We start from the raw sequence: 17,509 nt of genomic DNA, 5'->3' as shown, positions 1-17,509 counted from the left end.
ACTGGAAAACGCAACTGTATACTGCATACTTTTTATTGACCTATTACCACTTTTGGATAACGAATTATTTTGTCTCCTAACTTATATCCTTTTTCTACACAGTCTATAATTTTACCTTTCATATCTTCAGATGGTGCTGGTATTTGTGTAATTGCTTCATGAATTTCTGCATCAAAAGTATCGCCAGCGTTAGTTTTTACTTTGGCTAAACCTTTTTGCTCTAAAGTGTTGTAAAATTTATTGTAAATTAATAAAACACCTTTTCTTAATTCCTCTGCTTCTTTATCATCTTCTATATGTGACAAAGCGCGCTCAAAATCATCTATAACTGGCAGTAAAGATGTCATAATTTCTTGTCCTGCTGTTTTAAATAATTCTATTCTTTCTTTTGAAGTTCTCTTCTTATAGTTTTCAAACTCTGCAAATAAACGTAAAAACTTGTCTTTTTCTACCTGTACTAATTCTTCTGCAGTTGGTTCTTGTTTTACTTCTTCTACCTCAACATCTTGATTATCTTCGGTTTGAGCCGTTTCTTGCTCGTTTATAACTTCTTCTTCTTTTATATCTTCTTTCTTACTCATTTCTTAGTAATAATTTAATTATCTACCTTTATTATTCAAATATGTTGCCAACAAAAAAATAGTGTCAAACTGACACTATTTTTAATTGATGCATTATTGCTGGCAAACAAGTTTAACCCCGATTGTAGTGACATCCTTTTTGCTTTTTTCAGCAAAAAGATATAACGGAAAGCGGGAAATAGTTTCTAATTATTTAAACAAGATAAGCCTAATAACTTTTTTTTATGCTTATGAGGTTTTGGAAACCTATCCATAAAATAATATTAATCTACTATTCTTTCAATTTTTGCGCCTATAGATTTTAGTCTTGCTTCTATGTTTTCGTAACCTCTATCTATTTGTTCTATATTGTTTATTATTGATGTTCCTTTAGCTGATAAAGCTGCAATTAATAATGAAATTCCTGCTCTAATATCTGGCGACGTCATTTTGGTAGCTTTTAATTGCGATTGGAAATTGTGACCAATAACTGTTGCTCTGTGTGGATCGCACAAGATTACTTTTGCGCCCATATCTATTAATTTATCTACAAAAAACAAACGGCTTTCGAACATTTTTTGGTGGATTAAAACTGTACCTTTTGCTTGTGTAGCAATTACCAAAACAATGCTTAACAAATCTGGTGTAAACCCAGGCCAAGGTGCATCTGCAACGGTTAAAACAGAGCCATCTATATAATTCTGAATTTCGTAAGATGCTTGTTCAGGAATGTAAATATCGTCTCCTCTTTTTTCTAGAGTGATACCCAATTTTCTAAATACGTTTGGTATTTGTCCTAGGTTTTCCCAAGAAACGTTTTTTATAGTTAATTCAGACTGCGTCATTACTGCAACACCAATCCACGAGCCAATTTCTATCATGTCTGGTAAAACTGTATGCTCACAACCACCTAAAGCTTTTACACCTTCTATAATTAGTAAATTAGAGCCAACACCAGAAATTTTTGCACCCATGGCATTCAACATTTTAGATAGTTGTTGAATGTAAGGCTCGCAAGCGGCATTGTATATTTTTGTGGTGCCTTTTGCCAAAACTGCTGCCATTAAAATATTTGCTGTTCCTGTTACAGAGGCTTCATCTAACAACATTTCTACTCCTGTTAATTGGTCTGCTTCTACTCCGTAAAAAGATTCTTCTTTATTATAACGAAATTTTGCTCCTAAACGAATAAAACCTTCAAAATGTGTATCTAAACGTCTTCTACCAATTTTATCTCCTCCTGGTCTTGGTATGTATCCTTTACCAAAACGCGCCAATAATGGGCCAACAATCATTATAGAACCTCTTAAAGAGCTTCCGTCTTTTTTAAATGCCTCAGATTCTAAATAAGGTAAATTTACTTCATCCGCTTGAAAAGCGTAAGAATTTGTGCTTAATTTTTCTACTTTTACACCTAACTCACCAAGAATAAATATTAGTTTATTTACATCTATAATATCTGGTACATTATTTACCACTACTCTTTCTGGCGTTAATAAAATCGCACAAAGTATTTGCAAAACTTCATTTTTTGCACCTTGTGGCGTAATTGTTCCGTTTAATTTATGTCCGCCCTCTATTTTAAATGATGCCATAGATTAATATCTTTTTCTGTTTTTGTTTTGGTTGTTGTGGTGTGGCTTTTTATAGTTGCTTCTAGAATGATTTTGCCCCTGTGAATTTCTTTTCTTTAATAGACTTTTACTTTCTGCAAGTGTTTCTTCAGAATTTCTTAAATCTATTTTCCTGTCAGATAAGTCGTATAAATGGTTGTAAATAACAGCATCATCTACAGTATCTTTGTTCCAATTTAAGTAACATTTTTTCATGTGATTGGCAATAGTAAATACCAATGCTTGTTTCTTTTCGTCTTCTTCCCAACTTAAAGCAACATCTATCATAGTTTGTATGTTGTTGCCATAATAACGATATCTAGAAGCAGATTTTGGATATGCTAAAGCTTCTGGTTTTTCTTGTAATTCTTCTTTTGAAGGTGTTGGATATGGAGATTCTGCATCTAATTTGAAATCTGACATAATATACAACTGATCCCAAAGTTTGTGCTTAAAATCTGGCACATCTCGCAAATGTGGTTGTAAATTACCCATAACATCTACAATGGCCTTTGCCATTTTATCGCGTTCTTCTTTAGTTTCTAAAGCTATGCAATGGTCTACTAATTTTTGAATATGTCTGCCGTATTCTGGTATAATCATTAACGGTCTTTCTGAATTGTATTCTAAATCGAATGTCATTTATGTAATTTTGTGAAGTTTTTAAATTTCTAATCAATTTTAGAAATTTATAGAGTTCTTGTCTTTTTTAGAACTGTCAACTTATTCTTGTAGTTATTTAATGTTGCAAAATAATTAATTATTATGAATTACGAATTACGAATTCAAAATTTATTACCCAACCACCTTTAATTTAGCAAATTGTAGCAATAATTTCTTTTTACCTGCAGTTGCAAACTGAATTTCAGCTTTTTTATCTGGCCCTTTACCTTCTAAACCAACTACAGTTCCTTTACCAAACCTGTTGTGCTCTACAATATTACCAACTACAATTTCACCATCAAAAAGATTCATTTTAGGCGAAACTTGCGATACTTTTTTTAAATTTTTAGGAATGATAACTTCTTTCTTTTTTGCCAAATCACGTTCCATTTTTTTACGTTGAATTGGTTTTTGAAAACGGATTCCTTTTGGCGCATCATCAAAAATAGATTTATCTACAAATCTATTAATACTAGGTTCTGGTACTTTTGGTGTGATGTAATATAAAAATTGATCGTCTATTTCTTCTAAAAATCTACTTGGTTCTGCGTCTACTAATTTTCCCCATCTATAACGGGTTTGTGCATAAGTTAAATAAGCAACCTTTTCTGCTCTTGTTAGAGCAACATAAAATAATCTACGTTCTTCCTCTAACTCACTTCTAGTATTCATGCTCATGGCAGACGGAAATAAGTTTTCTTCTAAACCAACAATATACACATACGCATATTCTAAACCTTTAGATTGGTGAATGGTCATTAAAGAAACGGTAGGTTTGTCATCGTTTTTTTCTGAATCGAAATCTGTTGCTAAAGCCACATCTTCTAGAAAAGAGGTTAAAGAGGCATCTTCTCCTTGTTCTATTTTGTCGGTAATAAAATCTTTAATTCCGTTTAAAAGTTCTTGTACATTTTCTACTTTACTTACAGCTTCTGGTGTGCCATCTTTTTCTAAATCTTTAATTAAAAGCGTTTGTTTTACAACCAATTCTGCAATTTCAAATGCATTTTTAGTTTTGGCTTCAATCTGAAAACGCAAAATCATATTCATAAAATTCTGTAACTTGTTTTTAGTTCCAGAATTTATTTTGATGTCTAATTTATCGATATATTTTACAATATCGAAAATAGATTTTTTGTAATGATTTGCAGCTATTGTTAACCTATCTATAGTAGTTGCACCAATACCACGTGCTGGGTAATTAATAATTCTTTTTAGCGCTTCTTCATCATTTGGATTGATTAAAATACGTAAATAAGACAAAATGTCTTTGATTTCTTTACGTTGATAAAAAGAAATTCCTCCGTAAATTTTATAATCAATATTCTTCTTTCTCAAAGCATCTTCAATAGCCCTAGATTGTGAATTGGTTCTATATAACACGCAAAAATTATCTGGTGTTAACTGATTGTTCATCATGTTTTCCCAAACAGATTGCGCCACAAAACGGCCTTCTTCTCCATCTGAAATGGTGCGCATTACATTTATAGAATCTCCTGCATCATTGCTTGTCCAAACTTCTTTATCTAACTTGGTTTTATTTTTAGCTATAACAGAGTTTGCAGCGTTTACAATATTACTTGTAGATCTATAATTTTGTTCTAATTTAAAGGTTTTAACATCTGGATAATCTTTTTGAAAATTTAAGATATTTTGAATGTTAGCTCCTCTAAAACTGTAAATACTCTGAGAATCATCACCTACCACACAAATATTACCAAATTTATCTGCCAAGGCTCTTACAATAATATACTGTGAGTGGTTTGTATCTTGATACTCATCTACCATTATATAACGAAAACGGTCTTGGTATTTTGCCAAAACATCTGGAAAACGAGCCAGTAATTCATTGGTTCTTAATAACAAATCATCAAAATCCATTGCGCCAGCTTTAAAACACCTATCTACATATTCTTTATAAATATCGCCTACTTTTGGTCTGCTTGCATGCAAATCTGCTTCTTGTAAATCTGAATTATTAAAATAAGCTCTTACAGTTATTAAACTGTTTTTAAAAGACGAAATTCTTCCTAAAATTTGTTTGGGTTTGTAACGTTCTTTGTCTAAACCCATTTCTTTAATAATAGACGAAATTAAACGAACAGAATCTTGAGTATCGTAAATGGTAAAATTACTTGGAAAACCTAATTTATCTGCCTCTGAACGTAAAATACGTGCAAAAACCGAGTGAAAAGTTCCCATCCAAAGATTTTTAGCTTCACTTGCACCTACTACAGATGCAATTCTCGCTTTCATTTCTTTAGCGGCTTTGTTAGTAAACGTTAACGATAAAATATTAAAAGAATCTACACCTTGCGTCATTAAATGCGCAATTCTGTAAGTTAAAACACGTGTTTTACCAGAACCTGCGCCCGCAATAATTATCATTGGACCATCTTTTTGTAAAACGGCTAATTTTTGAGGTTCATTTAAAGAATCTAAGTAATTGCTCAAAAGATATTTTTTTGTAGAGTTTAAGCTACTAAATTAAGAACTCTCATTTTATTTTTATGCTAAAAGTTGATAATTTATTCACAAGTTATTATCATACAAGTTCGTCTTAAAACCCGAATTATATCAAATTCGTCTTAAAACCCGAATTATGTAATATTCGGGTTAATAGCCGAATAATTTTAGTATCTTTGAAAAAAACTAGTTTATGACCAGTATTATCACAGGAGACATTATAAACTCTAGAAATGTAGACACTAATATTTGGATGTCTTTACTCAAAAAAACATTTCAAGAAATAGGAGCATCACCAAAAACTTGGGAAATTTTTAGAGGAGATAGTTTTCAGGTTGAAATAGAGCAACCTGAACATGCCTTGTTTTTTACCATAAAATTAAAAGCCATTTTAAAGCAAATTAAAAATTTAGATGTTAGAATTGGAATTGGAATTGGTGAAAAAACCGAGAATTATAAGCGTATTACTGAAGGAAATGGAGAAGCTTTTACATTTAGTGGGAAAGCTTTTGATACACTTGTAAAAAAACAAAATTTAGCTGTATTAACAAACGATGAAAAGTTTAATACATTAATGAATACCTCATTAGCTTTGGCGCTATTAATAATGGATAATTGGACTAAAAATTCAGCAGAATTTACTGTAAAATATTTAAATAATAAAGGCACTACCCAAAAAATACTCGCTAAAGAATTAAATATTTCTGAAAGTAGCGCCAGCGAAAGAAGAAAAAGAGCAGGTTTAGATGAAATTATGCAATTCGAAAAAATATATCGTACAATGGTAACGCATAAAAAAATAAACGGATGCTATTCTTTATAAAACTTTTACTAGCGCATATTATTGGCGATTTTGTTTTGCAACCTACAAAATGGGTTAAAGACAAAGAAAAAAAGAAAATAAAATCTTTATACCTTTATTTTCATATTGGTATACATGCAATGTTACTTTTATGCTTGCTTAAATTTGAAGTAGAACAATATGCTTTTGCCATTGTATTTCTCTTAATTTCTCATTTTTGTATTGATGTTGCTAAACTTTATTTTCAAAAGAAAAATAACAAAAGAGTTTGGTTTTTTATAGATCAAATATTACACATTTTGGCTTTGGTTATAGCCTCTTTATACTATGAAAACACATTTTCTTTATCAATACTTTTTAATGATAAAACTGTACTTTTTTTTACGGCGCTGTCTTTAATTACACATGTATCTCCTTTACTTATAAAAATAATTATTAGCCAATGGACACCAGAAAAAAAGAAAGAAAAAGATGCTTCTTTAGCCAAAGCAGGAAAATATATTGGTATTTTAGAACGCTTGTTTATTTTTACTTTTATTGTAACCAATAATTGGCAAGCGATTGGTTTTTTATTAGCTGCAAAATCTGTTTTTAGGTTTGGAGATTTAACAGCATCTAAAGACAGGAAATTAACGGAATATATTTTAATTGGTACTTTGTTAAGTTTTGGATTGGCTATTTTAATAGGAATCTTATATTCGTATTTAATAACATTATTATAAATTATGGAAGATAAAATTATAGAAAGTATTGCATATATTTTACCTGCTGCAGTTACAGGCTTTGTAGCTTATTATATGTTTAACGGATTCATCAATAATAAAAATGAAGAAAAAAGATTAGAACTCTTAGCTCTAAGAAAAAAAGAAGCTTTGCCCACAAAATTGCAAGCCAATGAAAGAATGTTGTTATTTTGTGATAGAATAAACCCTGTAAAAATGCTAATGCGCATTCAGCCAATTTCTGATAATACCCCAGATTATTTACAGTTATTATTAGCAAATATAGAACAAGAATACGAACACAATTTAGTACAACAAATTTATATTTCTGATGAAACTTGGATGGCCATTTTAGCCGCAAAAAACGCAGTAATTAATAAACTAAGACAGCTTTCTGAAACCTCTAATTCTGCGAACGATTTAAGAGAAAATGTGTTAATAGATTATTCTAAAACTTTACCACCAACAGAAACTGCCATTGCTTTTATAAAAAAAGAAGTAAAAGATTTATTGTAATTAAAAAAGCCACCTGTATTCTATGAATACAAATGACTTTTTAACACTCTCTCTTCTCTTTTTCGTTATGTTTTTCTAATTAAAGTAAATTTTTGATGCACCTAAAGCAACTTCTTTTGTTTGTGTTTTTAATTTAGTAGCAATGCTATAAACATTCAAATCACTAACATCAGAAAAATTGGCATTTAAAGTAAATAAGTTATCTCCTTCTACCTCAAAACCGTACAAGAAACCTTCTGCAGTAATAATTTCTGAAGTAGCTAAACTAGTTGCATCTGCAGGAATTGCATATATTTTACTACCTAAATTGTAATACAACGTATTGTTTTCTAACACCATTAAAGATGGGTGTTCTCCTAATTCAAATACAAGTTCGTTTGTAATGCTTAAGCTTGTAGTATCAATTGTTGCAATACTACCTAAAGTATTACCTATTACATTAAAATCTGCATCAAATATAGTTCTACCAGAAGACAGTGCTATTAATTGCCCTGCACTATTAAAATACATTTCATCTGGATTGTCTTTTACAGTAACTTCTTTTACTTCTTTAGAGGTAATATCTATAACAGAAATAATATTATTAGTTGTAAAAGCTCCTTTATGAGACACATATAATTTATTGTCTCTTTCTATAATTCGCTCAGGACCATTACCTACAGGAATTGTGCTTTCTACAGTTAAAGTTAACAAATCTACAACTGCAATAAAATCGTCTGTTGCACTAGCAGTAGATCCCCAATTGGTCACATACCCTTTATTACCAGCAATTGCCATAAATCTAGGCGTAGATAAATCTGTTGTAATTTCCCCTCTTTTCTCGAAAGTAAATCGATCTGCAACTGTAATTGTATTTTGATTATCTACTACAATAAATGCATTCTCACTATCAAAAGCAACCGACTGTAAAAACGTACCTAACTCTAAATTATTTACATCTTTAAAAATAAGATTGTCTGTTATTGTAAAATCATTAGATACATAAGATATAGAACCTGTTCCAGCTCCAGAACCTTCGCCACTAATTAAAATACCATTTTCAAAATCTCCTTTTGGTAAAATATCTTCTTCACTATTTTTACATGAAGTTAAAAAAAGCACGGCAAGTGCTAGTGTTATTGGTAATTTTTTCATTTTCATTTGTTTAAAATTTATAGTTTATGTTTAAGTTAAAATTTCTATTTGGTAAAGGCCTTCTAGGCTGGGTAAAATAAAGTTGATTCAATACATTATTAATTTTTACTCCTAAAGAAAGTTTTGTTTGCGCTGTTTTTAGAAATAGATAATCTACCCCAACATTACCTACAAAAAAACTAGGAATTACAAAATCTGGCGAATTACTTTCTGTAGTAAAAGTAGCACCTGTATATAATTGTTGATAAAAAGCACTAATCTTTTTATATTGATACCCAACACTTCCATTAAATAAATGTTTCGGCACAAAAATTAAAAAGGTATCGGTCTCAGTGTTTTTTGCATGTGTATAACTATAATTCGCATTTATTTGTAGCGTATGCGCACCAATATTCGTTGCATATTCTAAAAGCGCTTCAACTCCTTTATTTTTTGAGTCTGATAAATTAATAGGCGTCCAAATACCAGCTCTTTGTGGGTCTCCATTTGGGCTCCAAACAATTTTATCTTTCGCAGAAATATAAAAACCTGCAACATCTATTTTAAAATTTTTGTTGGCATAGACTATACCAAACTCACCTTGTAATGCTGTTTCTGGTTTCAAGCTTAAATTTCCTTGGCCAGGCCAAAACAAATCATTGTAAGTAGGCGCTCTAAAGTTTTTAGAAGCGTTTGCTCTAAAAGAAAGGTGTTTAAAAGCCTTTAATTTTGTGCCAACCGCATAAGTAAAAGGCACTTTATAATCAGAGTTAAAATCTTTTCTAATTTTAACATCATAAAAAAACAGGTTATTAATATGTTGATTAAACAAAATAGACTGCGAAAACTGTCTTCTATTTTTTTCTGATATTTGATCTGTTTTACCAAAAATAGATTCGTATTCTGTAAAAGAACTAATTGTTGCATTTATATTTTTGAAATCATACCCAAATCGATTACTAACCAGATATCTTTCAGAGCTTCCAAAATTGAAATTCTCACTATTTTTATCATCAAAAAAACGATACTCTTCAGTTAGATAAGCAATATTAACTTGATTTGTATAATTGTTTTTAGCAATACTATAAGTTATTAAGTTTCGGTGATTAAAATCTTTATATTTATCATTGGCAACCAAAGGATTTGGCAGTTCACCAGAAAATAAACGTTCTCCTAAATAAGTGGTAGAATACAAGTTTAATTCAGAACATTTAGTGATTTTATGGGAAAAACCCCCATTAAAACTAACATTTTTATATGCACCATTCTCGTTATTTAAATTGGTACCTAATAATGGATAATCGTTATCTGAAGCATTATAGGAAACCCCAAATTTTACAGCTAAATTATTAGAAAAATACTTAAATTTATACAAGTTATTAGAAGTATTATAACTACCTGCAGATACGATAAACTGGTTTTCTATAGTTTCAGCATCCTTAAAAACAAAAGTATCGTTTAAATGTACTGTACCACCAATTGCACCAGAGCCATATTCTAAACTACCACCACCGCTTCTAATATTAATATCATCAAACAAACTTACAGTTAAAGAGTTAAAACCTGTTTGGCCGTTATTTATAGAGTTTATATTAATTCCGTTCCAAATTACTGCTGTATTAGAACTACTAGTACCTCTAAAACTTGCAGAACTTGTACCACCAGCACCAAATTCTCTTATGTAAATGGGAGCATTAAAACGTAATAAAGATGCAAACGACTCTGTGTTTTTAAACAATACAGAATCTTTTAAAGCTACTACTTTAGAACTTTTAGAGTTCTTTTTAAAAGATTTATCCGCAACAACTATTACTTCTTTAAGCAAGGTTGCTAAAGAATCTTTTTGGCCAAATACATTGCATGTATACGTGCCTATTACTAAAAAAAATAAGACATATTTTTTCATAATCACTAAAACTTTTATCCCGAAAGTTTTTATAGATTTTTAAAATTAGGCAGGTCTCCTGACTCGTTCTTGTTATGATGCCTTCCCATTTTTATTCTGAATATTCTTCAGAAAGCAAACAGTGGCTTAAGATTTCATAACAACCTACAAAGAGGTGCTACATAGTAGCATAAACTTACAGTTGCGGGAACAGCTTTGGATTTACACCAAATTCCCTTTTAATTTACTCTAGTTGCCTAGAATAAAACCTTAATTTTTTTCAAATGTAGGCTATTTTATGTTATAACAAACAAATTAAGACTTATAATTCACGAATTTTTGTTGTAATGCAGCAGTAGTTGTAAAGTGTTTTGGATGTATCATTTGCGATAAACAAGAAATGCCATCTACCAAAGTTTTGGCAGATGATTGTGTAAACATATCAAAATCTGCAATATAAACTTGTTGGTTTTGTATAGCTCTTAAAGTTTTCCATTCTGGTTTTTCTTCTAAAAACTTCATGTCTTCTTGCGTTCTTTTTACGTCATAACCACAGGGTGCAATAATTAGTACTTCTGGATTGTATTTTACAATTTTATCCCAAGAAATTACAATACTATCTCCAGAAGGATGCGAGAGTAAATCAATACCACCTGCATAACCTATTTGATGTGGAATCCAATGCCCACAGTTAAATAATGGATCTATCCATTCTAACAATAAAACACTCTTAGACTGCAATCTTTTTGCTCTTTGTTGATCTACAATAGCATGAATTCTTTCTTTTAATTGCGCTACATAAGCCAAACCAATTTCCTTTTTATTCATTGCTGAGGCAATTGTTAACGCATTATCAAAAACATCTTCTAAAGAATTTGGTGTTACAGAAATTAAATTGGGAATTTTGGGTAATTTATAAGCAGAATTTGCAACACATTCCGTGTCTATTTGGCAGACATCACAAACATCTTGCGTAAAAATAATATCTGGTGCAACCGCTTCTAAAACAGATTCATCTACATAATACAAAGTTTCTCCATCAGCTTTAGCTTTAGAAAAAATAGTATTAATTTCTTGGCTAGTTAACGTTTGCCCTTCTAATTTATAACGCACAGCAACTTGCTTTTCTTTTAAAGCAATTGCAGGACATTCAAAGGTTATTCCGTCTAAATAATCTTGTAAACCCATATCATAAATCATTTGGGTAACTGCTGGCATAAAAGAAGATACTTTCATAAAAAAATATTTTTAAAGCAAATTTACATTGTTTTGTAAGTTTTATCTTAAAAAATAAAAAAATGTTTCTAATCTTTGTAGAGTTAATTGTTACAATTAAATCTTATGAAAATTTATCCTATTTTATTCTTTTTTACTTTTCTATTATTTTCCTGTAAGAATGAAAAAAGTACAGAAATACATTTAAAAAACAGCAAAACTATAAAGTATGCAAAGGGTTTTGATATTGTTAAAGAAGAAAAGATTACAAAATTAATTATTAAAAAACCATATCAAAAAGCAAAAAAAGAGTATACTTTTATTTTAGGTAATGTTACAAATTTAGCTGAAAACAAATTAAAAACTCCTGTTAAAAGTCTAGTTGCCACAAGTACAACACACATACCAATGTTAGAGTTGCTAAATGCAGAAAATGCCATTGTTGGTTTTCCTCAGACACAATTTATTTCATCAAAAAAAACAAGAAAGCGCATTGCATTGGGTAAAATTAAAGAGCTAGGCACTGCACAAAGCATAAATACAGAAAAATTAATTGAGCTATCTCCAGATGTAATTGTGGCTTTTAGCTTAGAAGGCAGCAATAAAAGCTTTAAAACAATTTTAAAAAGTAAAATACCCGTAATTTACAATGGAGACTGGTTAGAGGAAACTCCTTTAGGCAAAGCAGAATGGATAAAGTTTTTTGGGGCTTTACTAAATAAAGAAAAAGAGGCTGATAGTATTTTTAAAGCCATTGAACAGCGATATCTTGCTACTAAAGAGCTAGCTTTAAAAGCAAAAGACAAACCAACTGTTTTGTCTGGTAATTTATTTAGTGATGTTTGGTATGCCCCTGGAGGAAAAAGTTTTATTGCTACCTATTTTAAAGATGCCAATACCAATTACCTTTGGAAAAACTCTAAAAAAACGGGTAGTTTACCTTTAAGTATAGAAACCGTTTTAGACAAGGCACAAAATGCAACTTATTGGATTGGTTGTGGTTTGTATAAAACCAAAAAAGAGATGGAAAACTCTAGTGAACAATATCAAAATTTTAATGCTTTTAAAAATAATAAAGTGTATACCTACGCTAATAAAAAAGGAGCTACTGGTGGTTTAATATATTTTGAAACTTCTGCTATAAAACCTGATGCACTGTTAAAAGATATTTTGAAAATTACACATCCAGAATTACTACCAAATTACCAGCTTACTTTTTTTGATAAAATCAAATAAAAAAACTTCAACCAAAATGGTTGAAGTTTAAAATTTTAAATTTTAAAGTGGGGGATTTGTGGGGGAATGCCACAAATATATTATTATTAAGTTTAAAAATTACATTTTAAATGGGTAGTTTTTGGGTAGTTCTGCACTTAAAACCCTTTGTTTAAGGGCTTATTTAAATTTTTAGCTTCTTTTCTACTCTTAATGTTTAGTTTATCATAAATATTTTTTAAATGAAATTTTACAGTGTTAATAGAGATGTTAATTTCATTAGAAATCTCTTTATTTGTTTTTCCGATAACTATTAAATTAAAAACTTCTAATTCTCTTAAGCTTAAATCTAAAACTCCATTCTTTGTATTGTCTTGTTGGTTATTTGCTTTTAAAGTTTTCAATTCATTAGAATATTGTATAATGTCACTTCGCATAAACTCATTTTCTTCCTTAATAACCTTTACTCTATATAAAACGGCAATAGATAAAATAATCATTTCTAAAAATGCACCAATTTTTATATTTATAGGGTTTATATTACCAAAGGGTATTCCTAAAAATTTAAAAATGTAAAAATCTATAGCAGAAAATAAAATAATTGCATAGCCTATAGTTAATATTTTAATGTAGATGTTTTTATTGAAAAGTAATACTGCACAAAACCAAAACAACAAAAATATTCCAAATACAAGTAAATTTAAGTAAAGTAAAAAGTAGTAATTACCATAATAAAAATACAAAACAGTTAGTAATACTATAGCACCACCAATTAGATTAGTTAACTTTTTAATTTTTGGGTAATACCTATCCAAAAGCATGTAACTGTACGCAAATTTTGAAGAAAAATAGGCTAATGAAGAGTAATTTAATGTCATTAAAATAGTATTTACATTTTCTGGTATGTTGTAAAAATTTAACATTCCATCCATAGTAAATAATCCAAAGGTCATACTTGTCAAAAACAACGCATAAAACAAAAAAGCATCATCTTTAAATAAAAAGAAGTAAAATAAATTGTAAATAATAACTAAAACAGCAAAACCATAATAAAATCCGTTTAGTAACAATGCATTATTATTAGCTAAAGTTGATTTTTCTTTAGTTTCTAAAGAAACAGGTATGTACCCATGCAATTTGGGGTTTACTTTTATATATACAGTAGTATCTCTAGAAAATTGATATGTGAGATACCTTTCATTTTGCAATTTTCTTAATTGCTGTTTCCCTTTATAAACTTTAGCCTGCTGTATTCTCTCATATAAAACTTTAAAAACATAAACGGAATCTGTATTTTTTGGCGGTACTTTAAACCAATAAACAGCCTCTGAATACTCTTCTAATATTTGTTTCTCTAAAACTTTAAATGATTTTTGTTTTACTGTTGCAAAATCTAAATTACCAGCCACATCTTTAAAGAAAAAAATGTCTGATTGCGCATTAGTTAAACTAACTACTAAAAATAAAATGAAAAAAAGAATTCTAAACCTCATCTTGTGCTAGATCTATTTTTTGTTGCCTTAAATACAAAAACAAAGGAAATGTAAAAGCAACTGCTACTAAAAAAGTGAGCGGAATTAAAACCCACCAAAACTTAATTTTTAATCGTAAAGATTCAGGTATTAAAAAAGCGAAAAAAGTAAGGCAAACCACAGTTAAGTCTGCTCCAAAAGATTTGCCCGCAAAATTTTGTTGCGCATCTTTAAAAAAACCAATAAATGTTGCGTTTTCTACAGTATTAAAATATTGAATATTATAATACCAAGTATAGCAAACACCTAAAATCGCTAAAAATAGATACCAGTGCTTTAATTTCATAATTTAAAAATGTTATTCAATTCTGTCATTTTAATCTTGTCTAGAAATTCTACTATTTATGAGTTAAATCTTCCTTTTTATGTGTGAGATTGCTCTGTAGTAAAAAATGAAAAACCCTAGGTGCTCTCTGCAAAAAATCTACTACTCAGTTTTTAAAATCTTAAAACAAAGTCTGCTGATTTTCATCATCTGTTTTCTCTTTTTTCTTTTTTATTGCTTTCTTCAACAAATCATTCTTTTTATGCTCTTTACTTAATGCTGAAGCTGACTTAGCATCATGTTCATCTATAACCGCTGTTTTTTTAACTACAGGTATTTCTAAAGGCAATTTATCCTCTAAAAAAGGTTCTTTACTTGTTTCATTTTTTTCAACTTCTTGTTCCTTTGGCTCTTCATAAGGCAAAGAATCTAAAAGATTTACATTTTTAATTTTATCTGTAGTTAATTGATTTCCTTGCGCTTTAATCCCTTTAATAGCTATAAATTCCTCAAAATTAACCTTTTCGTTTTCTAAACTTCTTTTAGAATATTGAATTTCTGCTACAGGTCTAAAATCTGTAGCCACAATTTCTAACTGACTTTTTGGATGTTCAGAAATAAAATCTTCTTCTTTATCTGTAGTTTCAATTAAAAAACGTTTTACATAATAACGTTCTTTTTCACCATCAAAATAAATGGCAGAGATAGGTTTTTTAGGGTTCCATTTTTCTAAAACAATCATATCATCCTCAAAATGCATTGCCAAGTCTGGTTTTACAGCCATAGCTTTTCCACTCTGGGTTATAATTAATAGCTTGTCCTCTGCTTTAAATTCGCCTAGCAACTCTCCTCTATCATCTACATTTAAACGTTGTACAGCATCATCAAACCAAATTTTACGTGGTTTTAATGTAGAAACTCCAGCAGATTTAAAATCGATACTTTTAATAGCATATTTAGTAATTACATTACCTCTTACAGCTCTACCTTTTATAGACAAATCTGCAAAATTTATATCTAATTTAGGTTTCTTTAAACGACTAACTAATTTTAAGGTAACTGTAACTGTTTCTGCTTCTCCATTTGGATTTGCAGAAAAATAATGTACAATAGAGCCTTTATTGCCATTAGTTAAATCGTATTCTTTGTCTCTTGTTACAGAAGTTACATTAAAACGTTTCATGTAAGAAGTACCTTTTGTACCATCTCTGTACATAAAATTATACACCGTTCTTTTGTCTTTCTTTTTAAATACAGCAACATGAATAATATCTTTACCAACAAAAGTTTTAGAGTCTATTTTAGTAACAGACATTACCCCATCTTTTCTAAAAATAATAATATCATCTATATCAGAACAATCGCACACAAATTCATCTCTTTTAAGTGATGTTCCAATAAAGCCCTCTGCCCTATTTACATAGAGTTTTGTGTTATTCATAGCAACTTTAGACGCTACAATATCATCAAAAATTCTAATCTCTGTTTTGCGTTCTTTTCCTTTACCGTAAGTTTCTTTTAAACGCTTAAAATAATCGATTGCAAAATCAATTAAATTTGCTAGATGATTTTTTACAATAGCAATTTTTTCTTCTAAGCTTTCTATAAATTGTTTGGCTTTGTCAATATCAAATTTTGATATTTTTTTAATACGAATCTCCGTTAAACGCGTAATATCTTCAACAGTAATTGCTCGTTTTAAGTGTTTTATATGTGGTTGTAAACCTTTGTCAATTGCTTCAATTACACCTTCCCAAGTTTCTTCTTCTTCAATATCTCTATAGATTCTATTTTCTATAAAAATACGCTCTAAAGAAGAAAAATGCCATTGTTCTTCCAATTCATTCAACTGAATTTCCAATTCCTTTTTCAACAATTCTACCGTTAAATCTGTAGAATGTTTTAGCATATCTGAAACGCCCGTAAAAACAGGAGTGTTGTTTTGAATGGTACATGCCAAAGGCGAAATAGAAGTTTCACAATTGGTAAAAGCATACAAAGCATCTATACTTTTATCTGGTGATACATTTGGCGGTAAATGCACCAAAATCTCTACCTCTGCAGCAGTATTGTCTTCAATCTTTTTTATTTTTATTTTTCCCTTATCATTCGCTTTTAAAATAGAATCTATTAAAGAAGAAGTTGTAGTAGAAAACGGAATTTCATTTATGACCAACGTTTTTTTATCTAACTGAGAAATTTTAGCTCTTACGCGCACCTTTCCTCCTCTTTTACCATCATTATAATTGGTGAAATCTGCAATTCCGCCAGTTAAAAAATCAGGTACAATTTTAAAACTACGTCCTTTTAAATATTTTATAGAAGCATCAATTAGCTCAATAAAATTGTGTGGTAATATTTTAGTAGACAACCCAACTGCAATTCCTTCTGCACCTTGTGCCAACAATAATGGAAACTTTACTGGCAAATCAATTGGCTCTTTTCTACGTCCATCATAAGACAATTTCCAATCTGTAGTTTTCGGATTAAAAACCACATCCAACGCAAATTTAGAAAGTCGCGCCTCAATATATCTAGAAGCAGCAGCTCTATCTCCAGTTAAAATATTTCCCCAGTTTCCTTGCATATCAATCAGCAATTCTTTCTGACCAATTTGCACCATTGCATCTGCAATAGAAGCATCTCCATGAGGGTGATATTGCATAGTATGCCCAACAATATTGGCTACTTTATTGTAACGTCCATCGTCTAAATCTTTCATAGAATGCATAATTCTACGTTGCACAGGTTTTAAACCATCCTCTAAAGAAGGCACTGCACGCTCTAAAATTACATAACTCGCATAATCTAAAAACCACTCTTTGTACATTCCTGTAACTTTGGTAATGGTTTCTGTTTGCTCTTCTTGCAAGTTTTCTAACTCCTCTTCGTGTTCGTTCTCGTTTATTTCTTCACTCATTTAAAAAAACGTTTAACTGTTT

General features: G+C 30.0%; 14 protein-coding genes and 1 riboswitch. Of the genes, 4 read left to right on the top strand and 10 right to left on the bottom strand.

Going from position 1 to position 17,509, the window contains the following annotated elements; all coding sequences use genetic code 11:
• Positions 1 to 32: 32 nt before the first annotated feature.
• The 4 genes from Q0684_RS11515 to Q0684_RS11500 all read right to left on the bottom strand — a co-directional run bounded on the left by Q0684_RS11515 (position 33) and on the right by Q0684_RS11500 (position 5,290).
• Positions 33 to 581, bottom strand: coding sequence for a nucleotide exchange factor GrpE (locus Q0684_RS11515; RefSeq protein ID WP_299016797.1), 549 nt, complete (start codon positions 579 to 581; stop codon positions 33 to 35).
• A 263-nt stretch (positions 582 to 844) separates the two neighbouring features.
• Positions 845 to 2,155: a UDP-N-acetylglucosamine 1-carboxyvinyltransferase gene (murA, locus tag Q0684_RS11510; protein ID WP_299016794.1), complete on the bottom strand. Its 1,311-nt coding sequence runs from the start codon at positions 2,153 to 2,155 to the stop codon at positions 845 to 847.
• A 3-nt stretch (positions 2,156 to 2,158) separates the two neighbouring features.
• Positions 2,159 to 2,815 carry a DUF4290 domain-containing protein gene (locus Q0684_RS11505; protein WP_299016792.1) on the bottom strand — a complete coding sequence of 219 codons (657 nt, stop codon included), beginning with the start codon at positions 2,813 to 2,815 and terminating at the stop codon, positions 2,159 to 2,161.
• 153 nt (positions 2,816 to 2,968) lie between these two features.
• Positions 2,969 to 5,290 (bottom strand): UvrD-helicase domain-containing protein, encoded by a 2,322-nt coding sequence (locus tag Q0684_RS11500; RefSeq protein WP_299016790.1) that lies wholly within the window; start codon positions 5,288 to 5,290, stop codon positions 2,969 to 2,971.
• Positions 5,291 to 5,495: 205 nt separating this feature from the next.
• On the opposite strand from Q0684_RS11500, the gene Q0684_RS11495 reads away from it, so the two are divergent.
• Genes Q0684_RS11495 through Q0684_RS11485 form a run of 3 tightly spaced genes read left to right on the top strand, consistent with a single transcriptional unit; the run spans position 5,496 to position 7,342 of the window.
• The gene (locus Q0684_RS11495) at positions 5,496 to 6,125 is read left to right on the top strand and encodes a SatD family protein (RefSeq protein WP_299016786.1); all 630 of its coding nucleotides are present in this window, start codon (positions 5,496 to 5,498) and stop codon (positions 6,123 to 6,125) included.
• Complete coding sequence (locus tag Q0684_RS11490) at positions 6,110 to 6,826, top strand: DUF3307 domain-containing protein (RefSeq protein WP_299016783.1); 717 nt, start codon at positions 6,110 to 6,112, stop codon at positions 6,824 to 6,826. The genes Q0684_RS11495 and Q0684_RS11490 overlap by 16 nt, the downstream gene beginning before the upstream one ends.
• Positions 6,827 to 6,829: 3 nt before the next feature.
• Positions 6,830 to 7,342: a hypothetical protein gene (locus Q0684_RS11485; RefSeq protein ID WP_299016780.1), complete on the top strand. Its 513-nt coding sequence runs from the start codon at positions 6,830 to 6,832 to the stop codon at positions 7,340 to 7,342.
• Positions 7,343 to 7,417: 75 nt separating this feature from the next.
• Here the strand turns inward: Q0684_RS11485 and Q0684_RS11480 are convergent, their stop codons facing one another.
• The 3 genes from Q0684_RS11480 to Q0684_RS11470 form a co-directional block, all read right to left on the bottom strand.
• Entirely contained in the window at positions 7,418 to 8,476 is a 1,059-nt protein-coding gene (locus Q0684_RS11480; protein ID WP_299016777.1) for a DUF5074 domain-containing protein, read from the bottom strand.
• Positions 8,477 to 8,486: 10 nt separating this feature from the next.
• Entirely contained in the window at positions 8,487 to 10,361 is a 1,875-nt protein-coding gene (locus tag Q0684_RS11475; RefSeq protein ID WP_299016775.1) for a TonB-dependent receptor, read from the bottom strand.
• A 30-nt stretch (positions 10,362 to 10,391) separates the two neighbouring features.
• Positions 10,392 to 10,628, bottom strand: a riboswitch (cobalamin riboswitch).
• Between the two features lie 27 nt (positions 10,629 to 10,655).
• Positions 10,656 to 11,576 (bottom strand): ABC transporter substrate-binding protein, encoded by a 921-nt coding sequence (locus Q0684_RS11470; protein ID WP_299016773.1) that lies wholly within the window; start codon positions 11,574 to 11,576, stop codon positions 10,656 to 10,658.
• Positions 11,577 to 11,681: 105 nt separating this feature from the next.
• On the opposite strand from Q0684_RS11470, the gene Q0684_RS11465 reads away from it, so the two are divergent.
• Complete coding sequence (locus Q0684_RS11465; protein WP_299016771.1) at positions 11,682 to 12,791, top strand: ABC transporter substrate-binding protein; 1,110 nt, start codon at positions 11,682 to 11,684, stop codon at positions 12,789 to 12,791.
• Between the two features lie 137 nt (positions 12,792 to 12,928).
• Here the strand turns inward: Q0684_RS11465 and Q0684_RS11460 are convergent, their stop codons facing one another.
• From Q0684_RS11460 to Q0684_RS11450, 3 genes are all read right to left on the bottom strand, one after another.
• On the bottom strand, positions 12,929 to 14,263 hold the full coding sequence (locus Q0684_RS11460; protein ID WP_299016767.1) for a LuxR C-terminal-related transcriptional regulator: 1,335 nt from the start codon (positions 14,261 to 14,263) through the stop codon (positions 12,929 to 12,931).
• Entirely contained in the window at positions 14,253 to 14,588 is a 336-nt protein-coding gene (locus Q0684_RS11455) for a DUF2834 domain-containing protein (RefSeq protein ID WP_299016764.1), read from the bottom strand. The genes Q0684_RS11460 and Q0684_RS11455 overlap by 11 nt, the downstream gene beginning before the upstream one ends.
• A gap of 160 nt (positions 14,589 to 14,748) precedes the next feature.
• Complete coding sequence (locus Q0684_RS11450) at positions 14,749 to 17,487, bottom strand: DNA gyrase/topoisomerase IV subunit A (protein WP_299016761.1); 2,739 nt, start codon at positions 17,485 to 17,487, stop codon at positions 14,749 to 14,751.
• Positions 17,488 to 17,509 lie beyond the last annotated feature (22 nt).

It is taken from the genome of uncultured Polaribacter sp., from assembly GCF_947503875.1.
Classification (GTDB): Bacteria; Bacteroidota; Bacteroidia; order Flavobacteriales; family Flavobacteriaceae; genus Polaribacter.
Note: the sequence above shows the minus strand (reverse complement) of the source record. Positions and strands in the feature narration are given on the sequence as shown.

Excerpts from the sequence above, each read along its gene's own strand:
- Q0684_RS11515 (WP_299016797.1), bottom strand. The coding sequence starts at position 581 with ATGAGTAAGAAAGAAGATATAAAAGAAGAAGAAGTTATAAACGAGCAA.
- murA (WP_299016794.1), bottom strand. The coding sequence starts at position 2,155 with ATGGCATCATTTAAAATAGAGGGCGGACATAAATTAAACGGAACAATT.
- Q0684_RS11505 (WP_299016792.1), bottom strand. The coding sequence starts at position 2,815 with ATGACATTCGATTTAGAATACAATTCAGAAAGACCGTTAATGATTATA.
- Q0684_RS11495 (WP_299016786.1), top strand. The coding sequence starts at position 5,496 with ATGACCAGTATTATCACAGGAGACATTATAAACTCTAGAAATGTAGAC.
- Q0684_RS11490 (WP_299016783.1), top strand. The coding sequence starts at position 6,110 with ATGCTATTCTTTATAAAACTTTTACTAGCGCATATTATTGGCGATTTT.
- Q0684_RS11485 (WP_299016780.1), top strand. The coding sequence starts at position 6,830 with ATGGAAGATAAAATTATAGAAAGTATTGCATATATTTTACCTGCTGCA.
- Q0684_RS11480 (WP_299016777.1), bottom strand. The coding sequence starts at position 8,476 with ATGAAAAAATTACCAATAACACTAGCACTTGCCGTGCTTTTTTTAACT.
- Q0684_RS11475 (WP_299016775.1), bottom strand. The coding sequence starts at position 10,361 with ATGAAAAAATATGTCTTATTTTTTTTAGTAATAGGCACGTATACATGC.
- Q0684_RS11470 (WP_299016773.1), bottom strand. The coding sequence starts at position 11,576 with ATGAAAGTATCTTCTTTTATGCCAGCAGTTACCCAAATGATTTATGAT.
- Q0684_RS11465 (WP_299016771.1), top strand. The coding sequence starts at position 11,682 with ATGAAAATTTATCCTATTTTATTCTTTTTTACTTTTCTATTATTTTCC.
- Q0684_RS11460 (WP_299016767.1), bottom strand. The coding sequence starts at position 14,263 with ATGAGGTTTAGAATTCTTTTTTTCATTTTATTTTTAGTAGTTAGTTTA.
- Q0684_RS11455 (WP_299016764.1), bottom strand. The coding sequence starts at position 14,588 with ATGAAATTAAAGCACTGGTATCTATTTTTAGCGATTTTAGGTGTTTGC.
- Q0684_RS11450 (WP_299016761.1), bottom strand. The coding sequence starts at position 17,487 with ATGAGTGAAGAAATAAACGAGAACGAACACGAAGAGGAGTTAGAAAAC.